This is a genomic window from Vibrio sp. E150_018, assembly GCF_053544035.1.
In genome coordinates, this window is the sequence record NZ_JBHGNY010000001.1 from 391,288 (window position 1) to 413,539 (window position 22,252).

General features: G+C 38.7%; 21 protein-coding genes. 19 read left to right on the forward strand and 2 right to left on the reverse strand.

From position 1 onward, the window contains the following. Positions 1-254: 254 nt before the first annotated feature. From ACE3G9_RS01835 to ACE3G9_RS01855, 5 genes are all read left to right on the forward strand, one after another. Positions 255-2,219 carry a DUF262 domain-containing protein gene (locus ACE3G9_RS01835; RefSeq protein ID WP_449218323.1) on the forward strand — a complete coding sequence of 655 codons (1,965 nt, stop codon included), beginning with the start codon at positions 255-257 and terminating at the stop codon, positions 2,217-2,219. Beyond that, positions 2,203-3,357 carry a DUF3696 domain-containing protein gene (locus tag ACE3G9_RS01840; protein WP_262639850.1) on the forward strand — a complete coding sequence of 385 codons (1,155 nt, stop codon included), beginning with the start codon at positions 2,203-2,205 and terminating at the stop codon, positions 3,355-3,357. Before ACE3G9_RS01835 ends, ACE3G9_RS01840 begins: the two co-directional genes overlap by 17 nt. Positions 3,358-3,359: 2 nt before the next feature. Further along, the gene (locus tag ACE3G9_RS01845; RefSeq protein WP_449218324.1) at positions 3,360-4,274 is read left to right on the forward strand and encodes a hypothetical protein; all 915 of its coding nucleotides are present in this window, start codon (positions 3,360-3,362) and stop codon (positions 4,272-4,274) included. 374 nt (positions 4,275-4,648) lie between these two features. Further along, the gene (locus ACE3G9_RS01850) at positions 4,649-6,118 is read left to right on the forward strand and encodes an NAD-dependent succinate-semialdehyde dehydrogenase (RefSeq protein ID WP_449218413.1); all 1,470 of its coding nucleotides are present in this window, start codon (positions 4,649-4,651) and stop codon (positions 6,116-6,118) included. Positions 6,119-6,302: 184 nt separating this feature from the next. Continuing rightward, positions 6,303-7,703, forward strand: coding sequence for an aminotransferase (locus ACE3G9_RS01855; protein WP_449218325.1), 1,401 nt, complete (start codon positions 6,303-6,305; stop codon positions 7,701-7,703). 125 nt (positions 7,704-7,828) lie between these two features. Here ACE3G9_RS01855 and ACE3G9_RS01860 read toward each other — a convergent pair whose 3' ends face one another. Further along, positions 7,829-8,968 (reverse strand): mechanosensitive ion channel family protein, encoded by a 1,140-nt coding sequence (locus tag ACE3G9_RS01860; protein WP_417880623.1) that lies wholly within the window; start codon positions 8,966-8,968, stop codon positions 7,829-7,831. A gap of 303 nt (positions 8,969-9,271) precedes the next feature. On the opposite strand from ACE3G9_RS01860, the gene ACE3G9_RS01865 reads away from it, so the two are divergent. The 13 genes from ACE3G9_RS01865 to ACE3G9_RS01925 all read left to right on the forward strand — a co-directional run bounded on the left by ACE3G9_RS01865 (position 9,272) and on the right by ACE3G9_RS01925 (position 19,910). Next, positions 9,272-9,934, forward strand: coding sequence for a potassium channel family protein (locus ACE3G9_RS01865; protein WP_417880622.1), 663 nt, complete (start codon positions 9,272-9,274; stop codon positions 9,932-9,934). Positions 9,935-9,944: 10 nt separating this feature from the next. Further along, a complete protein-coding gene (locus ACE3G9_RS01870) occupies positions 9,945-11,312 on the forward strand; it encodes a TrkH family potassium uptake protein (protein ID WP_449218326.1) in 1,368 nt (455 codons plus the stop codon). 109 nt (positions 11,313-11,421) lie between these two features. Then, the gene (locus ACE3G9_RS01875) at positions 11,422-11,820 is read left to right on the forward strand and encodes a YccF domain-containing protein (protein WP_417880620.1); all 399 of its coding nucleotides are present in this window, start codon (positions 11,422-11,424) and stop codon (positions 11,818-11,820) included. 20 nt (positions 11,821-11,840) lie between these two features. Then, the gene (locus tag ACE3G9_RS01880; protein ID WP_449218327.1) at positions 11,841-12,239 is read left to right on the forward strand and encodes an OsmC family protein; all 399 of its coding nucleotides are present in this window, start codon (positions 11,841-11,843) and stop codon (positions 12,237-12,239) included. Positions 12,240-12,346: 107 nt separating this feature from the next. After that, positions 12,347-12,508, forward strand: coding sequence for a YqaE/Pmp3 family membrane protein (locus ACE3G9_RS01885; RefSeq protein ID WP_417880618.1), 162 nt, complete (start codon positions 12,347-12,349; stop codon positions 12,506-12,508). A 240-nt stretch (positions 12,509-12,748) separates the two neighbouring features. Continuing rightward, positions 12,749-13,654 carry a LysR family transcriptional regulator gene (locus ACE3G9_RS01890; protein ID WP_449218328.1) on the forward strand — a complete coding sequence of 302 codons (906 nt, stop codon included), beginning with the start codon at positions 12,749-12,751 and terminating at the stop codon, positions 13,652-13,654. Positions 13,655-13,798: 144 nt separating this feature from the next. After that, positions 13,799-14,893 (forward strand): adenosine deaminase family protein, encoded by a 1,095-nt coding sequence (locus ACE3G9_RS01895; protein ID WP_417880616.1) that lies wholly within the window; start codon positions 13,799-13,801, stop codon positions 14,891-14,893. Between the two features lie 30 nt (positions 14,894-14,923). Then, entirely contained in the window at positions 14,924-16,231 is a 1,308-nt protein-coding gene (locus ACE3G9_RS01900) for an NCS2 family permease (RefSeq protein ID WP_449218329.1), read from the forward strand. A gap of 388 nt (positions 16,232-16,619) precedes the next feature. Continuing rightward, positions 16,620-17,327: a phosphonate utilization transcriptional regulator PhnR gene (gene phnR / locus ACE3G9_RS01905; protein WP_449218330.1), complete on the forward strand. Its 708-nt coding sequence runs from the start codon at positions 16,620-16,622 to the stop codon at positions 17,325-17,327. 29 nt (positions 17,328-17,356) lie between these two features. Beyond that, positions 17,357-17,890, forward strand: coding sequence for an NUDIX hydrolase (locus ACE3G9_RS01910; RefSeq protein ID WP_449218331.1), 534 nt, complete (start codon positions 17,357-17,359; stop codon positions 17,888-17,890). Between the two features lie 114 nt (positions 17,891-18,004). Then, positions 18,005-18,853 (forward strand): tetratricopeptide repeat protein, encoded by an 849-nt coding sequence (locus tag ACE3G9_RS01915; RefSeq protein WP_417880612.1) that lies wholly within the window; start codon positions 18,005-18,007, stop codon positions 18,851-18,853. A 5-nt stretch (positions 18,854-18,858) separates the two neighbouring features. Next, complete coding sequence (locus tag ACE3G9_RS01920; RefSeq protein ID WP_449218332.1) at positions 18,859-19,596, forward strand: AzlC family ABC transporter permease; 738 nt, start codon at positions 18,859-18,861, stop codon at positions 19,594-19,596. After that, the gene (locus ACE3G9_RS01925; protein WP_449218333.1) at positions 19,593-19,910 is read left to right on the forward strand and encodes an AzlD domain-containing protein; all 318 of its coding nucleotides are present in this window, start codon (positions 19,593-19,595) and stop codon (positions 19,908-19,910) included. Before ACE3G9_RS01920 ends, ACE3G9_RS01925 begins: the two co-directional genes overlap by 4 nt. A 164-nt stretch (positions 19,911-20,074) precedes the next feature. On the opposite strand, the gene ACE3G9_RS01930 is transcribed toward ACE3G9_RS01925, so the two are convergent. After that, positions 20,075-21,196: a DUF3541 domain-containing protein gene (locus ACE3G9_RS01930; RefSeq protein WP_449218334.1), complete on the reverse strand. Its 1,122-nt coding sequence runs from the start codon at positions 21,194-21,196 to the stop codon at positions 20,075-20,077. Positions 21,197-21,471: 275 nt separating this feature from the next. On the opposite strand from ACE3G9_RS01930, the gene ACE3G9_RS01935 reads away from it, so the two are divergent. Continuing rightward, positions 21,472-22,215, forward strand: a complete 744-nt coding sequence (locus ACE3G9_RS01935) for a phosphatase (RefSeq protein ID WP_417880694.1) — start codon at positions 21,472-21,474, stop codon at positions 22,213-22,215. Positions 22,216-22,252: the final 37 nt, after the last annotated feature.

A 22,252-nucleotide genomic window follows, 5' to 3' on the forward strand; every position in this document is an offset into this window, starting at 1 on the left:
GGGCTTAACTGTAATGCTGTTCACTTAGAGTGAACGGCATTTTTATTTTTAGCATACCTTTGAGGTCTCGGCTTAACAGTTCTGGGAATCTGGAAAATGTTCGTTCCCTTCGTCGCTCAAGTACTAAGTTTTTATCTATGCAATGGAAGCCTCCTTTTTTATACATTTCACAACGTTATGAACAGAGCTGTTACAATAAGATTTAAGCGTGTTAGACTTAGAACAGATAAATAATATTCAACTAGGTCTAATTCATGAACTTCAAAGGTATTTTATCTGATATAGAACAACTTGTCGGTAAACAACTTCTATCCCTGAACCCAAAAACCGCCCCAATATATATAACTAAGATCGTCTGGGAAGAAAAAAAGTATTTCGTATCCTCAGAAGCGGGTGATCTTGGAAGTGCTCGCTTTTTTTGGGAGTTAGAAGCTATATGGAATGATTTGCTATACAAAGGCTTTAGTAGTGTAGACCAAGCTTTATATGGTAGTGGCAGTAGCCGAAATCAGCCAGAAACAATACTAGCTCACCTTCCTTACATTCAGCACTTTCGATTCAAGGGGAAAAAGCACATCTTTTTACGTGCAAACCCTGTCCATGAGTTAGGGACTCTATCTGAGTTAACCGGTGATGAGCTCAGTACTGTTCTGTCGAAAATTGATAATTATTTTGAGCTTAGTAATCAAAAAGTATTTCTTCGTAATAGTGAAATATTAAAAAGCCTCGAAACTGTCCAGCGGCGAGTAGAAGATGGAGCCTCTCATGCTTCTATCAGTGGTGAGTTAGATCTAGCTATAAAAAAACTGATGAGCTTGCAAAGTGACGTGGATGATTCGATCGTGACACTTAAGAACGAACTCCAAGTCATGCTTGGTCAATCGACCAGTGATGTGAGACGAACAGAAGTGAGGTCAGTTGAAGAATTTATTGAAGATGAAACGTTCACTGGTGTTGAAAATGAAAGTGAGCCCGATGTTAATGATGATTCCAGTGATTCTGATACAGCCCAAGATGATAGTAGCAAAAGTGGCTTGAGGATCCGTCATATAACGCCAGTTCTGACCCTAATTTATGAACGATTGAGTTTCGACGAAATCGAGTTACAGCCAGACTTTCAACGTAAGGACCGCATTTGGTCTGCGGAGAAAAGGTCAAAACTTATCGAATCAATATTAATGGGGCTGCCACTCCCTGCATTTTATTTTGCAGAAAAGAAAGATGGCGATTGGATCGTCGTAGATGGCTTACAACGTATCACTACAGTCTTTGATTTTATGAAAGATGATTTCCGCTTGGATAAATTGGAAAGCTTAGATGACAACTACAACGGAAAACTCTTTAGTGAGCTTTCACGACTCGATAAGAGAAAGATAAGAGAGTATCAAATCACAGCACATGTTATTGACTCTGAATCTGATAAAGAAAATCTAATCGTAGAACTTTTCCATCGAATAAATACTTATGGCGTAAAACTGAGTGATCAAGAAATACGTTCTGCTATGTATCAAGGTTCTAGCGTAACGTTTTTACGTTACCTATCTTCTTGTTTTGATTTCATAGAGTCGACTAACGGTAAGGTTAGTCCTCAAAGGCAAAAAGATATGGAATTATGCCTTTCTGCTCTATCTTACATAGTTTTAGGTTACAAGGATTTCAACTATAAAACGTACAATGGTTTCTTATCATTGGTGATGGATAAAATAAATAAATATAAGTTAGAGATAGGGAATTCAGCATTAATTGATGAAGGTTTATCTCACCTATCAAAGAATAGCGACCCCTTATTTTTCATTCTAGAGAATAAATTTAAACAAGGATTGAGCCTTGCGCATCAAGTCTTTGATGGACTGGCGTTTAAAAAGCAATTGGATGTAGGAAAATCGGCACCTATAAGTAAGCCGTTGTTTGAAGTTGTTGTTACAACTTTTTCTAGCTTGTCTCAAGAGCAATGTGAACAAGTTAAATGGCACTCAGATGAACTAATTAATGGTTTATATAATGCGATCGAATCAGATTCGCAAGAATATGCTAATTGGGAGTCCGACAAGTATGAAAGTGCAAAACGAGGCTTTACCTACTCAATATCATCATCAACGGGTAAGAGACCGACGATACTATATAGATTTGAAGCTTTTAAAAATATTCTAAAACATTCTACAGGTGTAGAAGCTAATATAGTCCCAGTGCTAGGTGAAAGTAATGATAAAAATAGATAGATTAAAATTGCACAACTTTAAATCTTATAAAGATGAAGAGTTTCACTTTACAAAGCTTACGGTGTTTTGTGGGAATAACTCAGTGGGTAAGAGTACCGCTATACAGGCGATATCTGTTCCTCTTCAATCGTACTTTGATTCACGTGCAGCTTTGAATGGTGATCTTGTAACGCTTGGAACACTCGATGATATCCATCATCAACATGCTGAGGACTCATCATTAAATCTTGAACTGGAAATAGCTTCGAAAACTATATCTTGGGGTTATCATGATATAGGTGAGCAGGAAAATAAGTCAAACAAGCACCTTACAGTATTGGTTCCACCTGTAGACCTCAACACAGAATTAAGGTATTTAATTGAAAACATGCAGTGTTTGCAAGCTGAGCGACTTGGACCAAAATCCAACTATGAACTTGCAAATTCAGATGGGTTCCATAAAGACTGGTTGGGAACTAGAGGAGAGTTTACATCTGAATTTCTATCTACATCCAATACATCTCGCCGTTTGTTCGTTGGTGGTGCCATCGACTCGGAAAGTGCAGCCTTTGACCCTAGACTGCATCCGTCTGAAGGACAAGCTGCTTTGGGGAGGCAAATAGATGCATGGATGAAAGAAATCAGCCCTGGAATATCAGTAACTTCTCAGTTGTTCGAGCAAGCCTCTACCGCAGTTAATATCTTTGAGCAAAATGGGAATAAGTCACTTAAGCCACATAACGTTGGTTTTGGCGTTAGTTACGTACTGGGTATTGTAACGGCACTGCTTAACACTCGAAAAGACGGGTTAGTTATCATTGAAAACCCAGAAGCACACCTTCACCCCCGAGGTCAGAGTTATTTGGGACGACTTATTGCTCTAACAGCACAAGCTGGTGTTCAAGTTATAGTAGAAACACATAGTGATCACTTACTAAACGGTATTCGTGTAATTACGAGATTGAAAGAGGACTTTGCTCCAGAGCTGTTTACGCTTTACTACATTTCACAAGGTGAGCAGCAAAGTAATGTAGAAAAAATAACTATCGCTAAAGATGGTAAATTATCTAATTGGCCTGATGGATTCTTTGACCAACAAGCTCAAGATATGTTCATGATTATGACTGGACAATCGCAGCTCCCAACTAAAGGAGCTTAATCTTGAAAGCTAACATTTGTTTTGTTCCAGAAAGTTTCGATTTTTCAAAAGATCAAAAGTCAGTAGCGTTATCAATCAAAGCTTCTTCAGAACTAGTCGAAAAATACCTTAAAGATGATGGATTTATTTTGTTTTCTAAATCAAATGATTTTTATGACATGGCTGCAATTGAGCTGTTTCAACAACCACAACATTTAGATGCTGGTACTATAATGGGGTTGCTCTATGATGCAAATATGGGAAAAGCTGGTACTATCGCTGATCTAGATTCTAAGTCAGTGGTTGCTTTGGTAAATGCTGCTAAACCAGAATATAATGGCGCATGGATGTCTTTATATTCATCGGATTCAAATAATACTTTAACTACTCCATTGCACCGTAACATCGTAGATGGCAGCAGTTTGGTTGAATTCTGTTCGGATGTGCTTGTAAATAATCCAAGAACTCACGGTGAGTATGCGAAGAGTTTTGTTCAGTTATATCGAAATCTAATCTTTCTGGATTACCCAGGACACCAAGAAAATACGACTTTTGATAGTATTCGAAAAACAGAGGGAGGCTATCAATCCTTTATTAAAGGTATTACAGATTGTCTTACTTTTATGGATCAGTATGAAATAATTCCTCATGATTCTCAGAATAACCTAAATAATCTCAATGCAAGTTTAGACTTCCCAGTTACCCCTGAAGGCACGGGGAAAAACAAGCGAACAATAGCGGCCTTAAAAAGAGACTTTTTAATTAATAATGTCGAATATAAGAATGTTAATTGTGAGTATCACTATAAGTTAGAGCGAATTGATGGAGCTAACGGCAAAGGTACTTACTATTTCAACCGTATTTATTTTGGTTTTTTTAACAAAATAGACCCTGAAAATCCGAAAATTGCTATAGCGCATATTGGTGAGCATTTATAAAATTGGCTATAAGTCGCTTTAGCAGGCCAAAAGAAGAATATGCCATTCAATAACAAGTTGCGAACTTACATTGGATGTTCTCCCCGTTTGAAAGCCATTATTGAAATAATGATAGTCAGTTAACGTCACCAGAAAAAATCCCTGAATTCTGGTGACTCAACAGAAAAAAACATACCTTAATCTCTTTTCTTCAAAAACATAATTACTCGGTTTTCCTTATCTTTTAACTATGAGCTAATTCTTATACTCATACTTTGATAGGACGGGAGGGCATTATGGGATTTTCTGATCGAGATATTTATTCCACCAATGAGCCAAATAACCACCAGTCTGTTCATTATGTTAATAACAATGAGCATAAAGCTTCGCATGAAATGATGACGTTACTGGATGATGTTCGTCTAGTCAGAAATCACGCTTACATTAGTGGAAAATGGCAATGTGGTGATAGTTTTCATGCGGTTGAAAATCCTGCCAATAACCAAACTATTGGCTATATCAGTATGTTGAGCGAGCTACAAATAGAACAAGCAATTGAAGCTGCAGATGAAGCTTTTCAACCATGGCGAAAATTAAGTGCCGATCAGCGAGCGGATTTTCTAATGAATTGGTATTACGCCATTTTAGAAGCCAAGCAAGATTTGGCGTATTTAATGGTGGTTGAACAGGGTAAAACGCTTGCTGAAGCAGTAGGTGAAGTGGAATATGGCGCGTCCTTTATTCGTTGGTTTGCTGAAGAAGCGCGTCGTAGTTACGGGCATACTATTCCCAGTCACATCAACAATGCGCAACTTTCTACGCTGCGTGAGCCGATTGGCGTGGCGGCTTTAATTACCCCTTGGAATTTCCCTAATGCGATGATCACACGCAAAGCGGCCGCGGCATTAGCCATTGGTTGCACTGTGGTGATTAAGCCTGCTAGTGATACGCCATTTTCAGCGCTTGCTTTAGCGGAACTGGCCGATCGTTGTGGCTTTCCTGCTGGCGTCTTTAATGTCGTGACAGGTGAGGCGGCGATGATTTCAAAAACCTTGTGTGCGTCTCCTGTGATTAAAGCGTTGTCGTTTACTGGTTCAACACCAGTAGGCAAATTATTGCTAAAGCAAGCAGCAGATACAGTAAAAAAATGCAGTATGGAATTGGGCGGTAATGCGCCATTTATTGTGTTGGATGATATGGATATTGAGCAGGCGGTTCATGCTGCTATCGATGCTAAGTTTCAAACCTCAGGACAAGATTGTTTAGCGGCCAATCGTATCTTTGTGCCATGTCGTCATTATGAAAGCTTCTTAACTAAATTTTCTGAGGCAATGAATAGCATTGTGGTCGGTAATGGGCTTGATCCAAAAGTCACACTTGGGCCGCTTATTTCGGCGAATGCTGCCAACAATGCGGCACGTTTAGTCAGTGATGCCATCGATAAAGGGGCGCGTTTAGTTTCCCAGTATCAAGGCCATTTATCAGGAGTGAACTTTTTCCCGCCTACCTTGCTTGCGGATGTGACTCCGGATATGGCGGTGTATCGCGAAGAGAACTTTTGTCCTGTTGCAGGTGTGATCCCTTATGACGATGTAGAGCAAGTGATTGAAATGAGCAACGATACCGAATATGGCTTAGCGGCTTATGTCTATGGCCACGATATTCATGATATTTGGCGCTGCATGCGAGGGTTAGAATTTGGCATGGTGAGTGTCAATTCCGTCAAGATGACCGGTGGGCCAATACCATTTGGCGGCGTTAAACAATCGGGGCTCGGGCGAGAAGGAAGCTGCCACGGCTTTGATGAATTCAGTGAGATTAAATACTGCTGCTTAGGGCAACTACCAACGGCGAGTGGATCTTAATATACCCGTCGTACTTGAAGCTGAAGCTTGGTTAACGGCGTTCATTCGCCCCGCTATCTTTTATTAAGAAAGCCATAGGCTAGCTATGCTCATGGGGTCTCATTCACTTGTCGCCTCACATAACTCCAATTACTTTGGGTATATATCCAAAGTAATTGATGAGTGAATTAAAAGGAGAAAAGTTATGACTAAATCAACAGAGCAACTTTTAAAAACTGATCGTGAGAGCATTTTTCACTCTTCGACTCATTTGAAGCAGTACGCCGCAGGTGAGTTATCAGGTCGTATTATTACTGGTGCGAAAGGGTTGAAAATTACCGATTCGGAAGGCATTGAACTCCTTGATGGTTTTGCCGGATTATATTGCGTCAACATTGGTTATGGGCGCGAAGAAATGGCCGATGCTATTTATGAACAAGCAAAGAAACTGGCCTACTACCATACTTATGTGGGCCATACTAATGAGGCATTAATTGAGCTTTCTGATCGAATTTTAAAGTGGGCTCCAGATGGCATGAGCAAAGTCTACTACGGTCTATCTGGCAGTGATGCCAATGAAACTCAGCTCAAACTGGTGTGGTATTACAACAATGCTCGAGGAAAGCCAGAGAAGAAAAAAATCATCTCGCGTGAGCGTGGCTATCATGGTTCTAGTATTGCATCTGGCTCCATGACGGGCTTACCGATTTTCCATGCGCATTTTGATCTACCACTTGAACGGATTAAGCACACAATGTCGCCTTATTATTATCGCCGTGAAGTGGATAAAATGAGTGAAGAAGAATTCTCTCAACTCTGTGCTGACCATCTGGAAGCACAAATTTTAAAAGAAGATCCCGATACCGTCGCAGCAATGATTGCAGAACCAGTACTCGGAACGGGTGGCATTGTGCCACCTCCAAGTGGATATTGGCCGGCAATTCGTAAGGTGCTCGATAAATACGACATATTACTGATTGCTGATGAAGTGGTGTGCGGCTTTGGTCGATTAGGGGTGAACTTTGGTTCAGATTTGTATCAAATGAAACCAGATCTTATGACGGTCGCAAAAGGGTTAACTTCTGCGTATTTGCCTCTATCAGGCGTGATTATTGGCGATAAAGTGTGGTCGGTTTTGGAAGATGGTACTGATCAATGGGGTGCAATTGGTCATGGTTATACCTACTCAGGACATCCGATGGGCGCTGCGGCGGCGTTATGTAATCTTGATATTATTGAACGTGAAGGACTGGTGGAGAATAGCCGAGTCGTCGGGGAATATTTACAACAGCAAATGCATGCGAAATTTGTCGATCATCCCATGGTTGGTGATACCCGTGGAGTAGGCTTGTTACATGGGCTTGAGTTTTCGTCAGATAAAGACCATCGAACTCAATTTGATCCTAGCTTAAAAGTCGGGCCACAAGTGGCGGCAGCGTGCTTAGAACGAGGCTTAATTGCTCGTGCCATGCCACATGGAGATATTTTAGGATTTGCGCCACCTTTAATAGCAACCAAAAGTGATATTGACCAGATCGTAGATATAACAGAGCAAGCGGTCAATCAGGTGATGGATAATCTGATTAAGCAGAAGCGTTGGTGCTAATCGTTTCTGTATTAAGTAAGTGTAAAAGTTGAGTAAACACTAGAGTTAACGTAAAAAGCATTTCTTCCTACATCTTCGCTTATAAAAGAGAGAAGGGACAGAAATGCTTTTTTGTGTATCTGATACTATTTCATTTTGATGGAAAACTTAGCTTTCTCATGAGTTGATTTTTCTTTGTTCTGTATTTCATCTGGTTCTGGCGAAACTGAATGTATATGCAGTGTTTGGGTTGGAAATGCTACATCAGCACCGTGTTTATGCACAATGGTTAATACTTGCAATAAAACATCCTGTTTGACTTCATGAAAGCGTACCCAGGCGACGGTTTTAGTGAACGCGTAGATAAAGAAATTCAATGACGATTGACTAAAGGTATTGAAGTTAACAATAATGGTTTGGCGAGAGTCAATATCAGGGTGATTGGTGACCATTTCGCGGACGTCTTTAATGATCGCGTCGACTTTATGGGCATCTTGGTAGCGTAAGCCAATAATTTCGTTGATTTGTCGATTGTGCATTCGTGATGGATTTTCGACTACGATATTACTAAAAATTGCATTGGGTACATATAATGGACGCTTATCAAACGTTCTGATAATCGTCATGCGCCAACCGATTTTTTCGACAGTACCTTCTATGTTTCTATCTGGTGAGCGGACCCAATCTCCGACTTTAAAAGGGCGATCAAGGTAGACCATCATTCCACCAAAGAAGTTTGAAAGGAGATCTTTGGCTGCCAAACCAACAACTAAACCACCGACGCCGCCAAAGGTCAGCAAACCAGAAAGACTTAACCCTAAAGTTTGCATTACCGTCATTGTACCGATCACAAAGATAATCAATCTGACTACTTTCGATAAAGCCTGAACGGTCGTTTCATCTCGTTTGTTATTTCGTAAAACCACTAATTCAACATTGCTGACGAGTCTAAATAAAGTCCAGACAACCAAAGCAATTCCCATTAGGATTTGAACTGTGTAGATCCAAGTTATCGAACGATCTAATAAATCTTCGAGTAAAACGCCAATACCTATCAGCATCGGCCAGCACCAGATCAATGTGCTAATAGGCGCTTGTAAGGAATGAATGATAACATCATCCCACTGTAAAGCAGTATGGTCAGTAATACTGATTAGGCGAGAACAAACAAAGCGCCATATTAACCAAATGATGAAACTGAGAATACCGATAGCAATTAAATCAGTCGCCCAATTATAAGAGTATTCTGTGAGAAAATTATAAATATTATCAAAAAATGCTTTCAAAGTGATTACCTGTGAAACGATGATTAATTGGGCGTTAAGCTAACAAATATCTTAGTTTATTCCTACTCTTATCATTAACTAGATCAATAATTCTTTTTCTTAGGGCAGATTACGTATTGGTTCGATTTTTTATGATAGAAAATACAAACATTTAGCCATGAGTGTTAAAAATGAAGCTAGCTTAAGCGAGGTTTACATTTTTGATTAATAACGAGTTGGCGTTAAAAGAAATAGTTGATATGGTTTATCGATCTTTTTTCATTATTTCTTAATGTTCATTAATTTGAAAGGCTATATCAAAATATGAAATCTTCAATTAAACAGTTTGCAGTTATTGGATTAGGACGTTTTGGGCGTTCAGTATGTGAAGAGTTATGTGATGCAGGCGCAGAGGTACTTGCAATCGACATCAATGAAGAAAAAGTGAAAAGTGTCTCTTCTATTACTACCAATGCGATCGTGGCAAATTGTACCAATGAAGAAACAGCGCAAGAGTTAAAGCTTGAAGAATATGACATGGTAATGGTGGCGATTGGTTCAGATGTGAATGCCAGTATTTTAACGACTCTAGTAGTTAAAGAGTTAGGAGCAAAAAATGTTTGGGTTAAGGCTAACGATAAATTCCACGCTAAAATCGTACAGAAAATTGGTGCTGATCATGTAATTTTACCTGAGAGAGACATGGGGATTCGAGTTGCTCGTCAAATGCTAGATCGTCGAGTATTTGATTTCCATGATATCGGTAGTGGCTTGGCTATCACTGAAATCGTTATTGCACTTAAAAATATGGGGAAAAAATTGAGAGATTTATCCTTGTGTAAAGATCCTGATATGAAGGTGCTTGCGATTAAACGTGGGCCTGAAATTATTGATTCACCAGAATATGATACAAACCTTGAAATGGGCGATATTTTATTCATTGTCGGGCCGCAAGATATCATGACTCATAAAATGAAATCGATGTAATAGGCTATCTATGAAGTTATTAGAAGTGAAAGGTTCAGTCTTTACCATTAAACAAGATGGTGAGAAAAAAGGCTGGTCTGAACCTAAAATTATACTAGGTAGCTTTCTTTCTATCTTAATGCCTGCGGCAGTATTACTGACTCTCCCTGTTTTTTCTGTGTCTGGTTTGTCATTTACTGATGCGCTCTTTACTGCAACGTCTGCGATTAGTGTGACTGGTTTAGGTGTGGTTGATACCGGGCAACACTTTACTATCGAGGGGCAAATATTATTGCTGCTACTGATGCAAATCGGTGGTCTCGGTCAAATGACGTTATCGGCAGTTCTTCTTTACATCTTTGGTGTCCGTTTGAGCTTAAAACAGCAAGCGGTAGCGAAAGAAGCTTTAGGTCAAAGTAAGCATGTTAATCTGAAGAAATTGGTCATGAAGATTATTATCTTCGCTTGTATGGCAGAACTCATTGGTATGGTGATTCTATCCTTTACTTGGGTACCTGAGATGGGTTGGAATAAAGGGCTGTATTATTCCTTGTTCCATTCGGTTTCAGCGTTTAATAATGCGGGTTTCTCTCTATTTTCTGACAGTATTATGGGGTATGTAGCAGATCCAGCGATTACCTTTCCTCTTGCCGGTTTATTTATCATTGGTGGTATTGGTTTTACCGTTATTACTGATGTCAGTGCTAATTGGCGTCGTGGATTTCGTGGTTTTAATCTACATACCAAAATCATGTTAACGGCGACGCCTATTTTATTACTATTTGGCACCATTATGTTTTGGTTGTTGGAGCACAATAACCCTGCAACAATGGGAAATTTAACTGAAGGTGGACAATGGCTCGCCGCTTTTTTTCAATCAGCAACTGCACGTACTGCTGGCTTTAATAGTATTGATATTTCACAATTAACTGAGCCAGCTTTGCTTATTATGATTATTTTAATGCTAATTGGTGCTGGTTCTGCATCAACGGGTGGTGGCATTAAAGTGTCTACGTTCGTGGTTGCCATTGTCGCAACTTGGGCATTTTTAAAGCAAAATCAACATGCGGTTTTATTCCGTAGAACGGTCAGTTGGCCTAAAGTGACTCGTGCATTAGCGATTATTGTAGTCAGCGGTATTATATTAACGGGATCTATGTTTCTATTGATGCTTACTGAAAAAGCCAGTTTTGATAAAGTGATGTTTGAAACTATTTCAGCATTTGCAACAGTAGGGGTTTCGGCCGGATTAACCGCAGAGTTATCAGAGTCTGGCAAATATATCATGGTAGTGATCATGATTATTGGCCGTATCGGCCCTTTGACTTTGGCGTATATGTTAGCAAAACCAAAGCCAACTTTATTGAAATACCCAGAAGATAACGTTCTGACTGGTTAATGAATTTAATATTTAGATCACTTTCTTATAGGGTTTGGTATTAATTTAAAATGATGTGTTAAGCGAGCCGATAGAATTCTCGCTTCAACGTATAAATAACGAGGTTTACATGCGCACGATTGGTAATATTTTATGGTTTCTATTGGGTGGCGTATTCATGGGGTTGTTTTGGTGGTTAGCGGGTCTGATTTGTATTTTAACGATTATCTGCATTCCTTGGGCTAAATCGTGCTTTATTATTGGAACTTTTACCTTTTTTCCGTTTGGCAAAGAAGCCATTAAGCGAAATGAACTAACCTTTAAAGAAGATATTGGTACCGGCTTTTTAGGAATGCTTGGTAATGTTGTGTGGTTTGTTTTTGCTGGTATTTGGTTGGCACTAGGGCATTTAGCATCAGCATTAGCTTGTTTTGTGACAATTATCGGTATTCCTTTTGGCATTCAACACATTAAATTAGCGGTTATTTCATTGGCACCAATTGGCCAAACGATCGTTAAGAAATACTAAAGTTATTAAAAGGAAACAATATGCAAGTACAAGTAAAATGGGTTGATGGTTTTCAGTTTATCGGTGAGTCACAGTCTGGTCATTCTGTTGTGATGGATGGTAATAGCGGAAAAACAGCACCAAGTCCAATGGAGATGGTATTAATGGCGGCGGGGGGTTGCAGCTCAGTTGATGTGGTTGATAGTCTAAAAAGTGCAGGACAAAAAATTAAAACTTGTGTTGCTAAGCTGACTGGTGAGCGTCGAGAAACTGCACCAAAAGTATTTACCGAGATTAACATTCACTTTGAATTAACTGGTGAACAATTAGATGAAGCACTAATAGAAAAAGCCGTGTCGGAATCACTAGAGAAATATTGTTCGGTTTGTTTAATGCTTGGGGCGAGTGTTACGATGACACATAGTTGGTCAATTATTTAAGAGCTTGGTTTGGAAACAATAAAAGTTTTCTAATTTAGTTGATTTTACTAGATGACTTTACTTAACTATCTGATAATAAATAATTATTGATATTTTGGAGATGGAACATGGATAATAAATTAGTTGCAATTATTTTAGCGGTATTACTTCCACCTGTGGCTGTATTTTTGAAGTGTGGTGTAGGTAAAGATCTACTGATTAACGTAATATTGTGTTTCTTGTTCTTCTTCCCAGCGATGATTCATGCTTTATGGCTTGTGACTAAATAACAGTAAAGAAGAACAGATGATACTATACTCAAGTGATTTCAAGATGCAGAATTCAGAGTTATCACCCAAGGCTTTAGGCAAGGATGATTGACGAAGGGATGTAAGCAGCTTTCAAATCGATCAGACTCGGTATGAAAGCTTGTTTTGCTCTTGCTGAAACTCGCACCTTGAAATGACTTGGGTGTATATACTACGCCTAGTGCTTTATGTGCTGGGCGTTTTTTATTTATGGAAGAGTTAATGAGTATTGATACTAAATGGCTAGAAGACTTTATAGTTCTTAGTGAAATGAAAAATTTTTCGAGAGCTGCTGAAGCTAGGTTTATCACTCAACCCGCTTTTGGGCGACATATTAAAGCACTGGAGGAAGCTGTTGGATTACAGCTTATTGATAGAACAACACACCCTATAAGTTTAACTCCTGCCGGTAAGCAATTTAGGACTACTGCGAGAAATTTAGTCCAACAACTTGAGCATGGTCTAACCCAGTTAAAAGGTATGGAACAACAACTTTTTACGCCATTAAAAGTTGCCACACCACACTCTTTAGCTTCTCCATCATTAATGAACTTAGTAGAACAAGTCCATGTTGGTTATGAGTTACCATATAGTGTTGATGTACTTAGAGTTGATCAAGCAAGTCAATCTTTGATAGATGGACAAAGCGATATTTTATTTGCATTTGATGTTATGGAGCTCTTACAACCCCCATTTCAAAATATCCCAGTTGGGAAAGGACACTTTCTATTAGTGTCAGCTGTTGATAAAGCAGGACACCCTATATTCAATCCATTTTTAGAAAGTACGTTACCATTATTACGTTACTCATCAGAGAGCTATAGTGCTCGTTTGATTGAGAGCCATGTAGGTATTGATTTTGGATTCTCTTTTAAAACCTGTTTTGAATCATCGATGTGTCAATTGCACAAGGATATGGCGATGAGAGGGAAAGGACTCGCTTGGTTGCCTAGTAATTTGATTATTGATGAGCTTAAAAATGGTCAATTATTCTCTTTTAATACTGAGAAGTGGTGTGTGCCGTACCAAATGAGAGTTTATCGAAATCAAAGTCGACTCAGCGATCAGGGGGAAACATTTTGGAAACAACTAACAAAACAAGTTCAAGAAGGTTGGTCTTTAAGTTAAATAGATCATTTTCCTCATACTGTTTAGGCACTAAGTTTATTAAATAATGCCGAAATGGCATTGCCATATCAATAAAGGCATTTCTCATAAGTTCGTATACATTGCACACTTAAGCAATCGATTGCTTTTATTGGTGCAAATGTAATGAAGAAACTCACATTAACCGAATTTATACATCATATCCCTAAAGCTGATCTTCATTATCACCTCCTTGGTGGTGTAAGAATGGCAACTATGTTGGATTTAGCTCAAAAATATCACCAACCTTTGACTGAAAATGAGGCAAAGACTTATTACCGTGAATACCAAAGTGAAACGGGGTCTACGAAAGGTGGAATTGCAGCATTGACGTATTTGTATCAATTAATGAAGCAGCCTGAAGATTATTATCGTGTTTTATTGGAAGTTGCAGAAGATGCCCACACATGTGGTGTTTTGTATATTGAAACATTTTGGAACCCTAGTGATACGTCGCTTCAATATCAATGTGTGAATAACTCCTTAGTACAAGCGATTGATGATGCTTATGAAAAATGGGGTATTGTCATTCGTTTGATACCATCAATTAATCGAGAGAAAACCCCAGAAGTTGCAGTTGAAATGGTCGAAACTATGCTGCTTCACCCACACCCTTATGTAATTGGTATCGGTATTGATTATAAAGAACATGACGCCCCCGTTGAGCAATTTTGGAAAGCATATCGTTTAGCAAAACAACATGGTTATAAATTAACGGCTCACTGTTCGGAGTTTGGTTTACATTGGAGAAATGTTGAATCAGGTATTGAATTGATTGGTATTGACCGAGTCGATCATGGCTATAGCATTATTGAAAATAAAGAACTAACACGCCAGTACGCTCAATCTCAAATTCCATTTACAGTTGTACCATCAAACACTTATTTTTTAAATAAATGGCCAGATTTTAACGAATGGAAAAACAACCATCCTATCCGAGCCATGGCTCAGGCTGGTTTAAATATCGTGCCATGTACTGACGATTGGCATATGCATAATACTAACAGTGTTAATTGTTATCGTACCATGGTGGAAGATTTAGGTTTCGATGTCATGAGTTTGAAAACTTTTATTATCAATAGTTTGAAATCTAGTTGGTTACCTAAAAAACAAAAAGAGGAATGGATAGATAAGTGGGGGCTGCAGTTTGATGAATATTATAAACAATTGAGCTTTTGCCACTCTAGACCGGAAGCACAACAAATTAAATATAGAAACTAATAATTCTTGATGGAATAGGAATATAATTCAATGGAAAAGATAAAAGCGTTTTTTGAATTTGAAAAATATAAAACAAACTTTAAAACGGAAATAATAGCGGGATTTACAATCTTTGCTACGATGGCCTATATAGTTGCGGTTGTACCTGGAATGCTAAGTAAAGCTGGCTTGCCATTTGCAGAAGCAATGACAGTAACTGTCTTGATGACCGTTATTACGACCGTAGCTATGGCACTATATACAAATAGACCTTTTGTCTTAGGACCAGGTTTGGGGAGTGTGGCTATATTCTCATTTACTCTCGTTGGTGGCGGGGTTCCTTTAGAGATTGCATCAGGTATTGTCTTTATCAGCGGTGTACTTTTTATGTTGGTTTCTTTTTTAGGGGTGAGGGACTTTATTGTTCGAGTGATTCCACATGGAATTAAAATATCCGTAGGTGTCGGTATAGGCTTATTCATTGCGCTTCTTGGGCTGAAACAAGCAGGCATTATTGTTGCTAATGCGAGTAAAAATGTATTGAATTTTGGTGATTTAACTTCAACGCCCGCCATTGTTGGTTTTATAGGTTTTTTTCTTGTGCTCTTTTTTACTACCCGTCAAATTCGTGGTGGAATTATATTAGCTATTTTAATTACAACAGTAATTAGCATCCCTCTAGGCATTACACAGCTTCCAAAATCAGTTATAGCTATGCCACAAAATATTGGTGATATGGCTTTTCAATTGGATATTTTGGGCGCATTAGATGTTAAATACATTCCATTTTTATTAGCGTTTTTTATTCCAGATTTCTTCTCTACCTTGGGAACATTATTAGGAGTAGGCGCACAAGCTGGTTATTTAGATGATAAAGGTAATTTGCCTGGTATCGAAAAAAACTTTCATGTGGACTCGACCGCGACGACTTTTGGGGCATTATTTTCATGTCCAGTATTAACTACATATTTAGAAAGCTCTGCGGGTGTTGAAGCTGGAGGGAAAACGGGCTTTACTGGTATAGTGACAGCAGCATTATTTTTACTAACGCTATTTTTATCACCACTCGCTACAATGATTCCGACGGTTGCCACTGCTCCGGTTCTTGTATATATAGGTTTTTCAATGATGATGTCATTGCGTAAAATTAATTATGAAGATATTACGGAGTATTTACCTGCTTTTGTCTGCATTGCTATGACGATTTTTAGTTTTAATTCTGGTAATGGTATCGCTGCTGCATTAGTTGTATACGCATTTTTGAAATTAATTACGGGACGTTTTAAAGAAGATCATTGGTCCGTGTACCTTATTGCAATCGCAATGATTTATTATTTTAAGATTGTGGCAGGACATTAATCTATCCATTTTTAATAATACTATCCTGTTATATTTCTTCATGGTGCATTATATGGGGGCTGTTTTTCAGCCCCTATTGTTATTTTTTAAGGCACTATAAGGAAGGTGTTATTTGTATACAACGACACTAATAGAGTTAGGTGACAATCAACATTTGTATCAACGGATTTAAAGCTTTCTACGCATATTGAGTCACTTACAGAACTTGTGGAATCAACTCTATTGAACAGAATGTTTTTAGTTTCTTATCGTTATGGAGCCTTGGTTGCCTTGGTTTGAGTAAAAATTTGAAACTGTCCTGTATAAAATAAATAAGTTACTATCTTATATACAAGACTTGTATAAATACTAAGAACATTATTTGACATATAGGGTGATAGGCTAGCCAGTGCAATATGTAAAAATTAAAGATGCTATTGTTGAGCAAATAGAGTCAGGTTTTTTACTACCTAAGCAGAAATTACCATCAGAGCGCCAATTAGCCGAATCTTTTGATACAACTAGGGTGACTTTAAGAGAGGCATTATCTTTATTGGAAGCAGAAGGTAAAGTGTATCGAGAAGACCGACGTGGTTGGTTTATTTCACCAGAGCCGTTGATTTATAACCCTAATCAAGTGGTAGGCTTTACTGAAATGGCATTCGCTCAGAAGTTTAAACCGGAAACAAAGTTGATTACCGCTAAATCCATGTTGGCTAATAAGCAAGCTTCGAAACAATTAAATCTGAAACCTTTTAGCAATGTTTATTGTATTGATCGGGTACGTTTGTTGGATGATCGTCCGGTAGCTTTTGTGACGACTTATGCTCATCCGAATTTATTTCCTAACCTGCTTGAGCATGACTTAAGCACTTCACTTATTGAAATATATCGTCAGCACTACCATCAAGAGTACCAAGCAATTCGATATCGCATTACCGCTTCTTCTTTAATGGGGGACATTGCTCAGGCTTTACGTGCCACTTCGGGGAGTCCTGCAACGCTTGTAGAAAAAATACGTTATAACCAAGATGGAATGTTGCTTGATTGTGAGTTTGAATTTTGGCGCCATGATGCAATGTGTATTGAGTCTGTGGCCGATTTTAATATTAAATGATCTGAACTCTTTTAAAGAGAAAAAAGTTAATGAAATTACTACGAAGTACCGTACATCCAGATGTGAAAAAGTTAGAATCTAAATCGATTATTCAACGCTTAGCTACACGTGCGATTGCCATGAAAGGTGAGAGTATTCTTCTACTTTATACTGAACGCTACCACGACTACAGCCTGCCTGGTGGAGGATTAGATTCTGGTGAAGACAAAGTAGAGGGCATGATCCGCGAGCTACAAGAAGAAACGGGTGCACAGAATATTCGTAATATTGAAGCGTTCGGTTGTTATGAAGAGTTTCGTCCATGGTATAAAGGTGATGCCAATGTGATGCACATGCTGTCTTATTGTTATACCTGTGAAGTTGATGATAGGTTAGGGGATACATGTTTTGAATCGCATGAAATTAATAATGGTATGAAGCCTGTTTGGATTAACATTCAACAAGCGATAGAGCACAACTTAAAAACCATTGAACTAAGTGATAAAAAAGGGATGTCGATTGACCGAGAAACCTTTCTCTTGCAGTTGATTGCCGACCGGTGTTTAAAAAGTACTGATCATTAGAATTTTAGCTCTATCCCTTGTTTTAGTGTGGGATAAAGTTACTTGGGTATATAACTTCGCTGTAATTATGTTAAGGTTTGTTGGTGAAAAACAATAATATAATAAGGCAAAATTATGAAATGGTTATGGATTGTACTAATATCGTTATTGTCATTTCAGACGCTAGCAAATGAAGCGAAAAAATACTCAGAAACGGAAATGCTCGATCGTCCCTTAATGGAGCGTTATATTCTCGATGAATTAAAATCATTGCGGACAGAACAACAAGATTTAGAGCGTCGTTTGACGGTACAAATTACCGACCGTGAATTGGCTGTCGCAGATAAATCTCTCAACTATTCCAATATTACCGTGACTTACTTTTTCTATATCATCGCTGGTGTTGCTTCTTTGGTAGCACTAGTCGGTTGGCAGTCTTTGAAAGAGATTAAGCACAACACCAAAGAAATGGCTGATAAGCGTCTTAATGAAATCACCATGTCTTATGAGAAAAAGTTTAGTGCCTTAGAGCGTGATTTAAAACGTAAGACACGAATCATTACAGAGAACAACCGCGAAATTGAAATTATTAATGAAGTACATAACTTATGGCTTCGTGCACAGAGTGCTCAGACTCCAGAGCAAAAAATTGAAACCTATGATGAAATTTTAAAAATTCGCCCAGGTGATCTCGAAGCATTAACTCATAAAGCTGATTCAGCGATGGAAATTAATGAATACCATTGGGCCTTGAGTATTTGTAATCGAGTACTCGAAGTGGATGATAATAACGGTCATGCTCTATACCAACGTGCTTGTGCCTATTCTCGACTCGGTGCCGAAGAGCAAGCGATTAATGATCTTGTCTTAGCTATTGAATCAAGTGCATCACTTCGAGAGCTGGCCTCTGATGAGCCTGATTTTGAAATGTTAAGAGGTAACCCTCGTTTCGAAACCTTAATTGATATCAATGAGCATTCTTAATATTTATGAATAACGCTTCTTCAAATGTTTCCCGCGTATCACAGATATGGCGGGGAACTTTAGCTATTTTCCCTCTCAGTTTAGCCGTCATTCCTTGGGGGTTGTTAGCTGGTTCGTATGCGATTGATATCGGTTTAACGCCATTTGAAGCGCAAGCCTTATCGGCGATTTTATTTGCCGGAGCTGCACAACTCGTGGCCACGGGCATGTTTGATGCTCAAGTAGGCTTATGGACAATGTTGTTGACGACCTTGTTTATTACTTCTCGTCACTTTCTTTACAGTATGTCGATGCGCGAAAAGTTGAGTCCTTTACCGCTTAAATGGCGTTTAGGATTAGGCTTTTTACTGACCGATGAATTGTTTGCGGTTTGTGGCCATCAAACTCAAAGAGTGTTTAACCGCTGGTACGCATTAGGTGCAGGTTTTAGCTTCTACTTAGTTTGGAATATTGCTAGTTTTATAGGGATTGTCGCAGGAAAACAAATTCCGAATTTAGACCAGTGGGGGCTTGACTTTGCAGTTGCTGCGACGTTTATTGCGATTGTCATTCCAACAATTAAAACTTGGTCTGTTTTAACATCGGTTATTGTTGCCTTGGTAGTATCCGTTTTACTGAGTTATTGGAAAATTGAAGGTAGTCTTATTATTGCCAGTTTACTCGCGATGGTGGCGGGTTACTTAGTTGAAGGTAATGTTAAAGATGAAGCAATTTCTCATCAAAATAGTGAAGGGGAAGCATGATTCTACTTTCAATTTTGGCAATGACAGCGGTAGTATTTTTTAGTCGCTATTTGTTTATTTCTCCTAAGCTACCACTAAAGTTAAATGGCAATACGCAGCGTTTGCTTAGTTATTCTAGTCCGGCAGTATTAACCGCTATTTGGGCTCCGATTGTGTTTATCCATGATGATCGTTTGTCGGTTTCTTATCATAATCCATACTTGATTGCGGCTATTCTGGCGGCGTTTATCGCTTGGAAAACGAAGAATGTGATTGCCACGACTTTAATTAGTATGATGGTGTTCTTCCTAGTGAAAAATATATTTTCTATATAAATCAGTAGTATTAACAGATCATAATACAGCTAAATTGAACTCGGCTGATTAAATTTACTAGTAGTAAAGATGCAATGGCCGCTTCCAATAACAGAGATAAATGATTTTACGCAGGGGGATCCCCACTCATCAATACATTGAGTGGGAGAGTGCTTTGGTCGATGCTACTTTTTAACCAAACCATATGGTAAATTGTTAAATACATTTGGTTGCTTTGAAATGGTTGGCGCCGCATTGGTTCCTTGCCATCCTAATAGCATGATCGCCAATACATTTCTATGTTCACCTTTTCCTAATTCAAAATCACCATCAGTGGATGGAATCATGCCTCTTTTCATGTCAATTGCATGAGAAATGGTAGCTTGTGTATCGGCAAGAGTTGGAGAATCTAACTTTCCTGCAAGTAGATAGCTGATACCTACCTCGGCCACCACATCCTCTTTAGTTCGGGCTAATATTTGTTCAATGTTTTTATCGAAATAATCATAAATCCATGAGAATTCTTTATTGTCGATAGGGCGTTGATAGTACTCCGAAGCGGCAAAAATAATATGAGTTAAACCATAAATTTTATTTGTATATTGTTGGTCGGTAAGTTGTTTATCTTGGTTATCTGGATAGGTTTTTTGGAAAGCAAGAATAAAATCATCAACCACATCTTGTTCATCTAACTGGCGCAACCAATAGACTTGATTTGCTAATTGAGCCGCCCATGCTTTGATCATTTCAGGGTCAGTTGCATAGGGTTTAAAGTCGAATTGACGAATTAAGTTATGTAGATGCTTATCGCCTTTATGCTTTAAACCATATTCATCTGCTCGAGCCATAGCGCCAAGAAGGTCGATACCTAAGAATAGATATTCAGGCTTATCTTTGGTCACTTCGTAGCGCAATTGGGTGCGAACAGTCTTCTTTGTTTTATAGTACTGTAATTTCTTCTGCCCGTAAGCTTTGGCTTGCTTACGCGTGTGTATTTCAGCGGCAATTTCATTAAGTGTGCTAGCGACTCTTGCCATATCTGACCAAACTGCTGCAGAGTATTTCGGATCTAACGTTTGGCGGTACATCCTTAACCCGTAATGCCCAGCAGTGTTGGCATTCAGCGTGTAAAGTTGGCTCTCGAACGTATGCTTAATAATCTCGACATCTTGTTGATAACGAGTGGCTTGAATTGCAGATGTTTGTTGCCTTAGATTTTCTTTTGCTAAGACGGTTGGTACAAAGGTAAGCTGTGATAAACCAAAAATGGCGATAATGATTAAAGATGCAGGTTTGAGCTTAAGCATAAGAATATCCTTTTCGATTTGAAAGTTTGGATATATATAAATTACACCTGTTTATGCTTCTTTGTATTCATTATTTGAGTTTACAGAATAAAATTGACACTAAACTTACCTAATACCAATCGTACTAATTATCTGCTCATCTAATGGGTGTGGTTGGGATAAGATAATGGTGAGTTTTGATTCACTAAACATTCTTTAGAAACTTAGATTGTATTTTTAATACAGCCGCAACATGAAAATGATATGGTATATAACCCAGTAGAAGGAGAAATATGATGCAGATACAGGTTGATACCCATACTCACACTTATGCAAGCGGTCATGCTTATAGTACGTTAATTGAGAATGCTGAATGCGCTCATAAGCATGGTATGAAAATGTTTTGCACTACAGACCACGCTTCAACTATGCCGGGCGCTCCACATTATTGGTTTTTCAATAACCAACGTATTTTACCCCGATTTTTAAGTGATGTGGCCATTTTGCGCGGTATGGAAAGCAACATTATGAATGAATCTGGTGAGGTTGATATTCATCCTAGTTCCGATGAGCATTTAGATTGGGTCATTGCGAGTTTCCATGAGCCGGTATTTACACCTTCTACCAAAGAGGTTCATACCACAACGTTAATCAATGTGATTAAAAGTGGCCGCGTTGATGCGCTCGGTCACCTAGGAAACCCGAGATACGATTTCGATTTTAAAGCGGTAGCTGAGTGTGCCAAACAACACAATGTGGCGATTGAATTGAATAACTCTTCATTAAAAGGCGGCAGTCGTGCGGGCAGTGAACAGCGTTGTGAAGCGATTGCTTTAGCGGTAAAAGAATCGGGTGGTTATATCACGACAGGCTCCGATGCTCATTTTGCTCATGATCTGGGTAAATTCGAAAAGGTGAGTGAATTGCTTGATCGTATTGCAATGCCCGCAGAGCAAGTGATTACGCACACACCGAAACAGTTTTTAGAATTCTTAGCTAAACGTGGTCGCCAAGCAATTTCTGAATTTGAGAGGTTGTAACCTTAGGGGGTAATCTCGATGCTTCACTAAGATGATC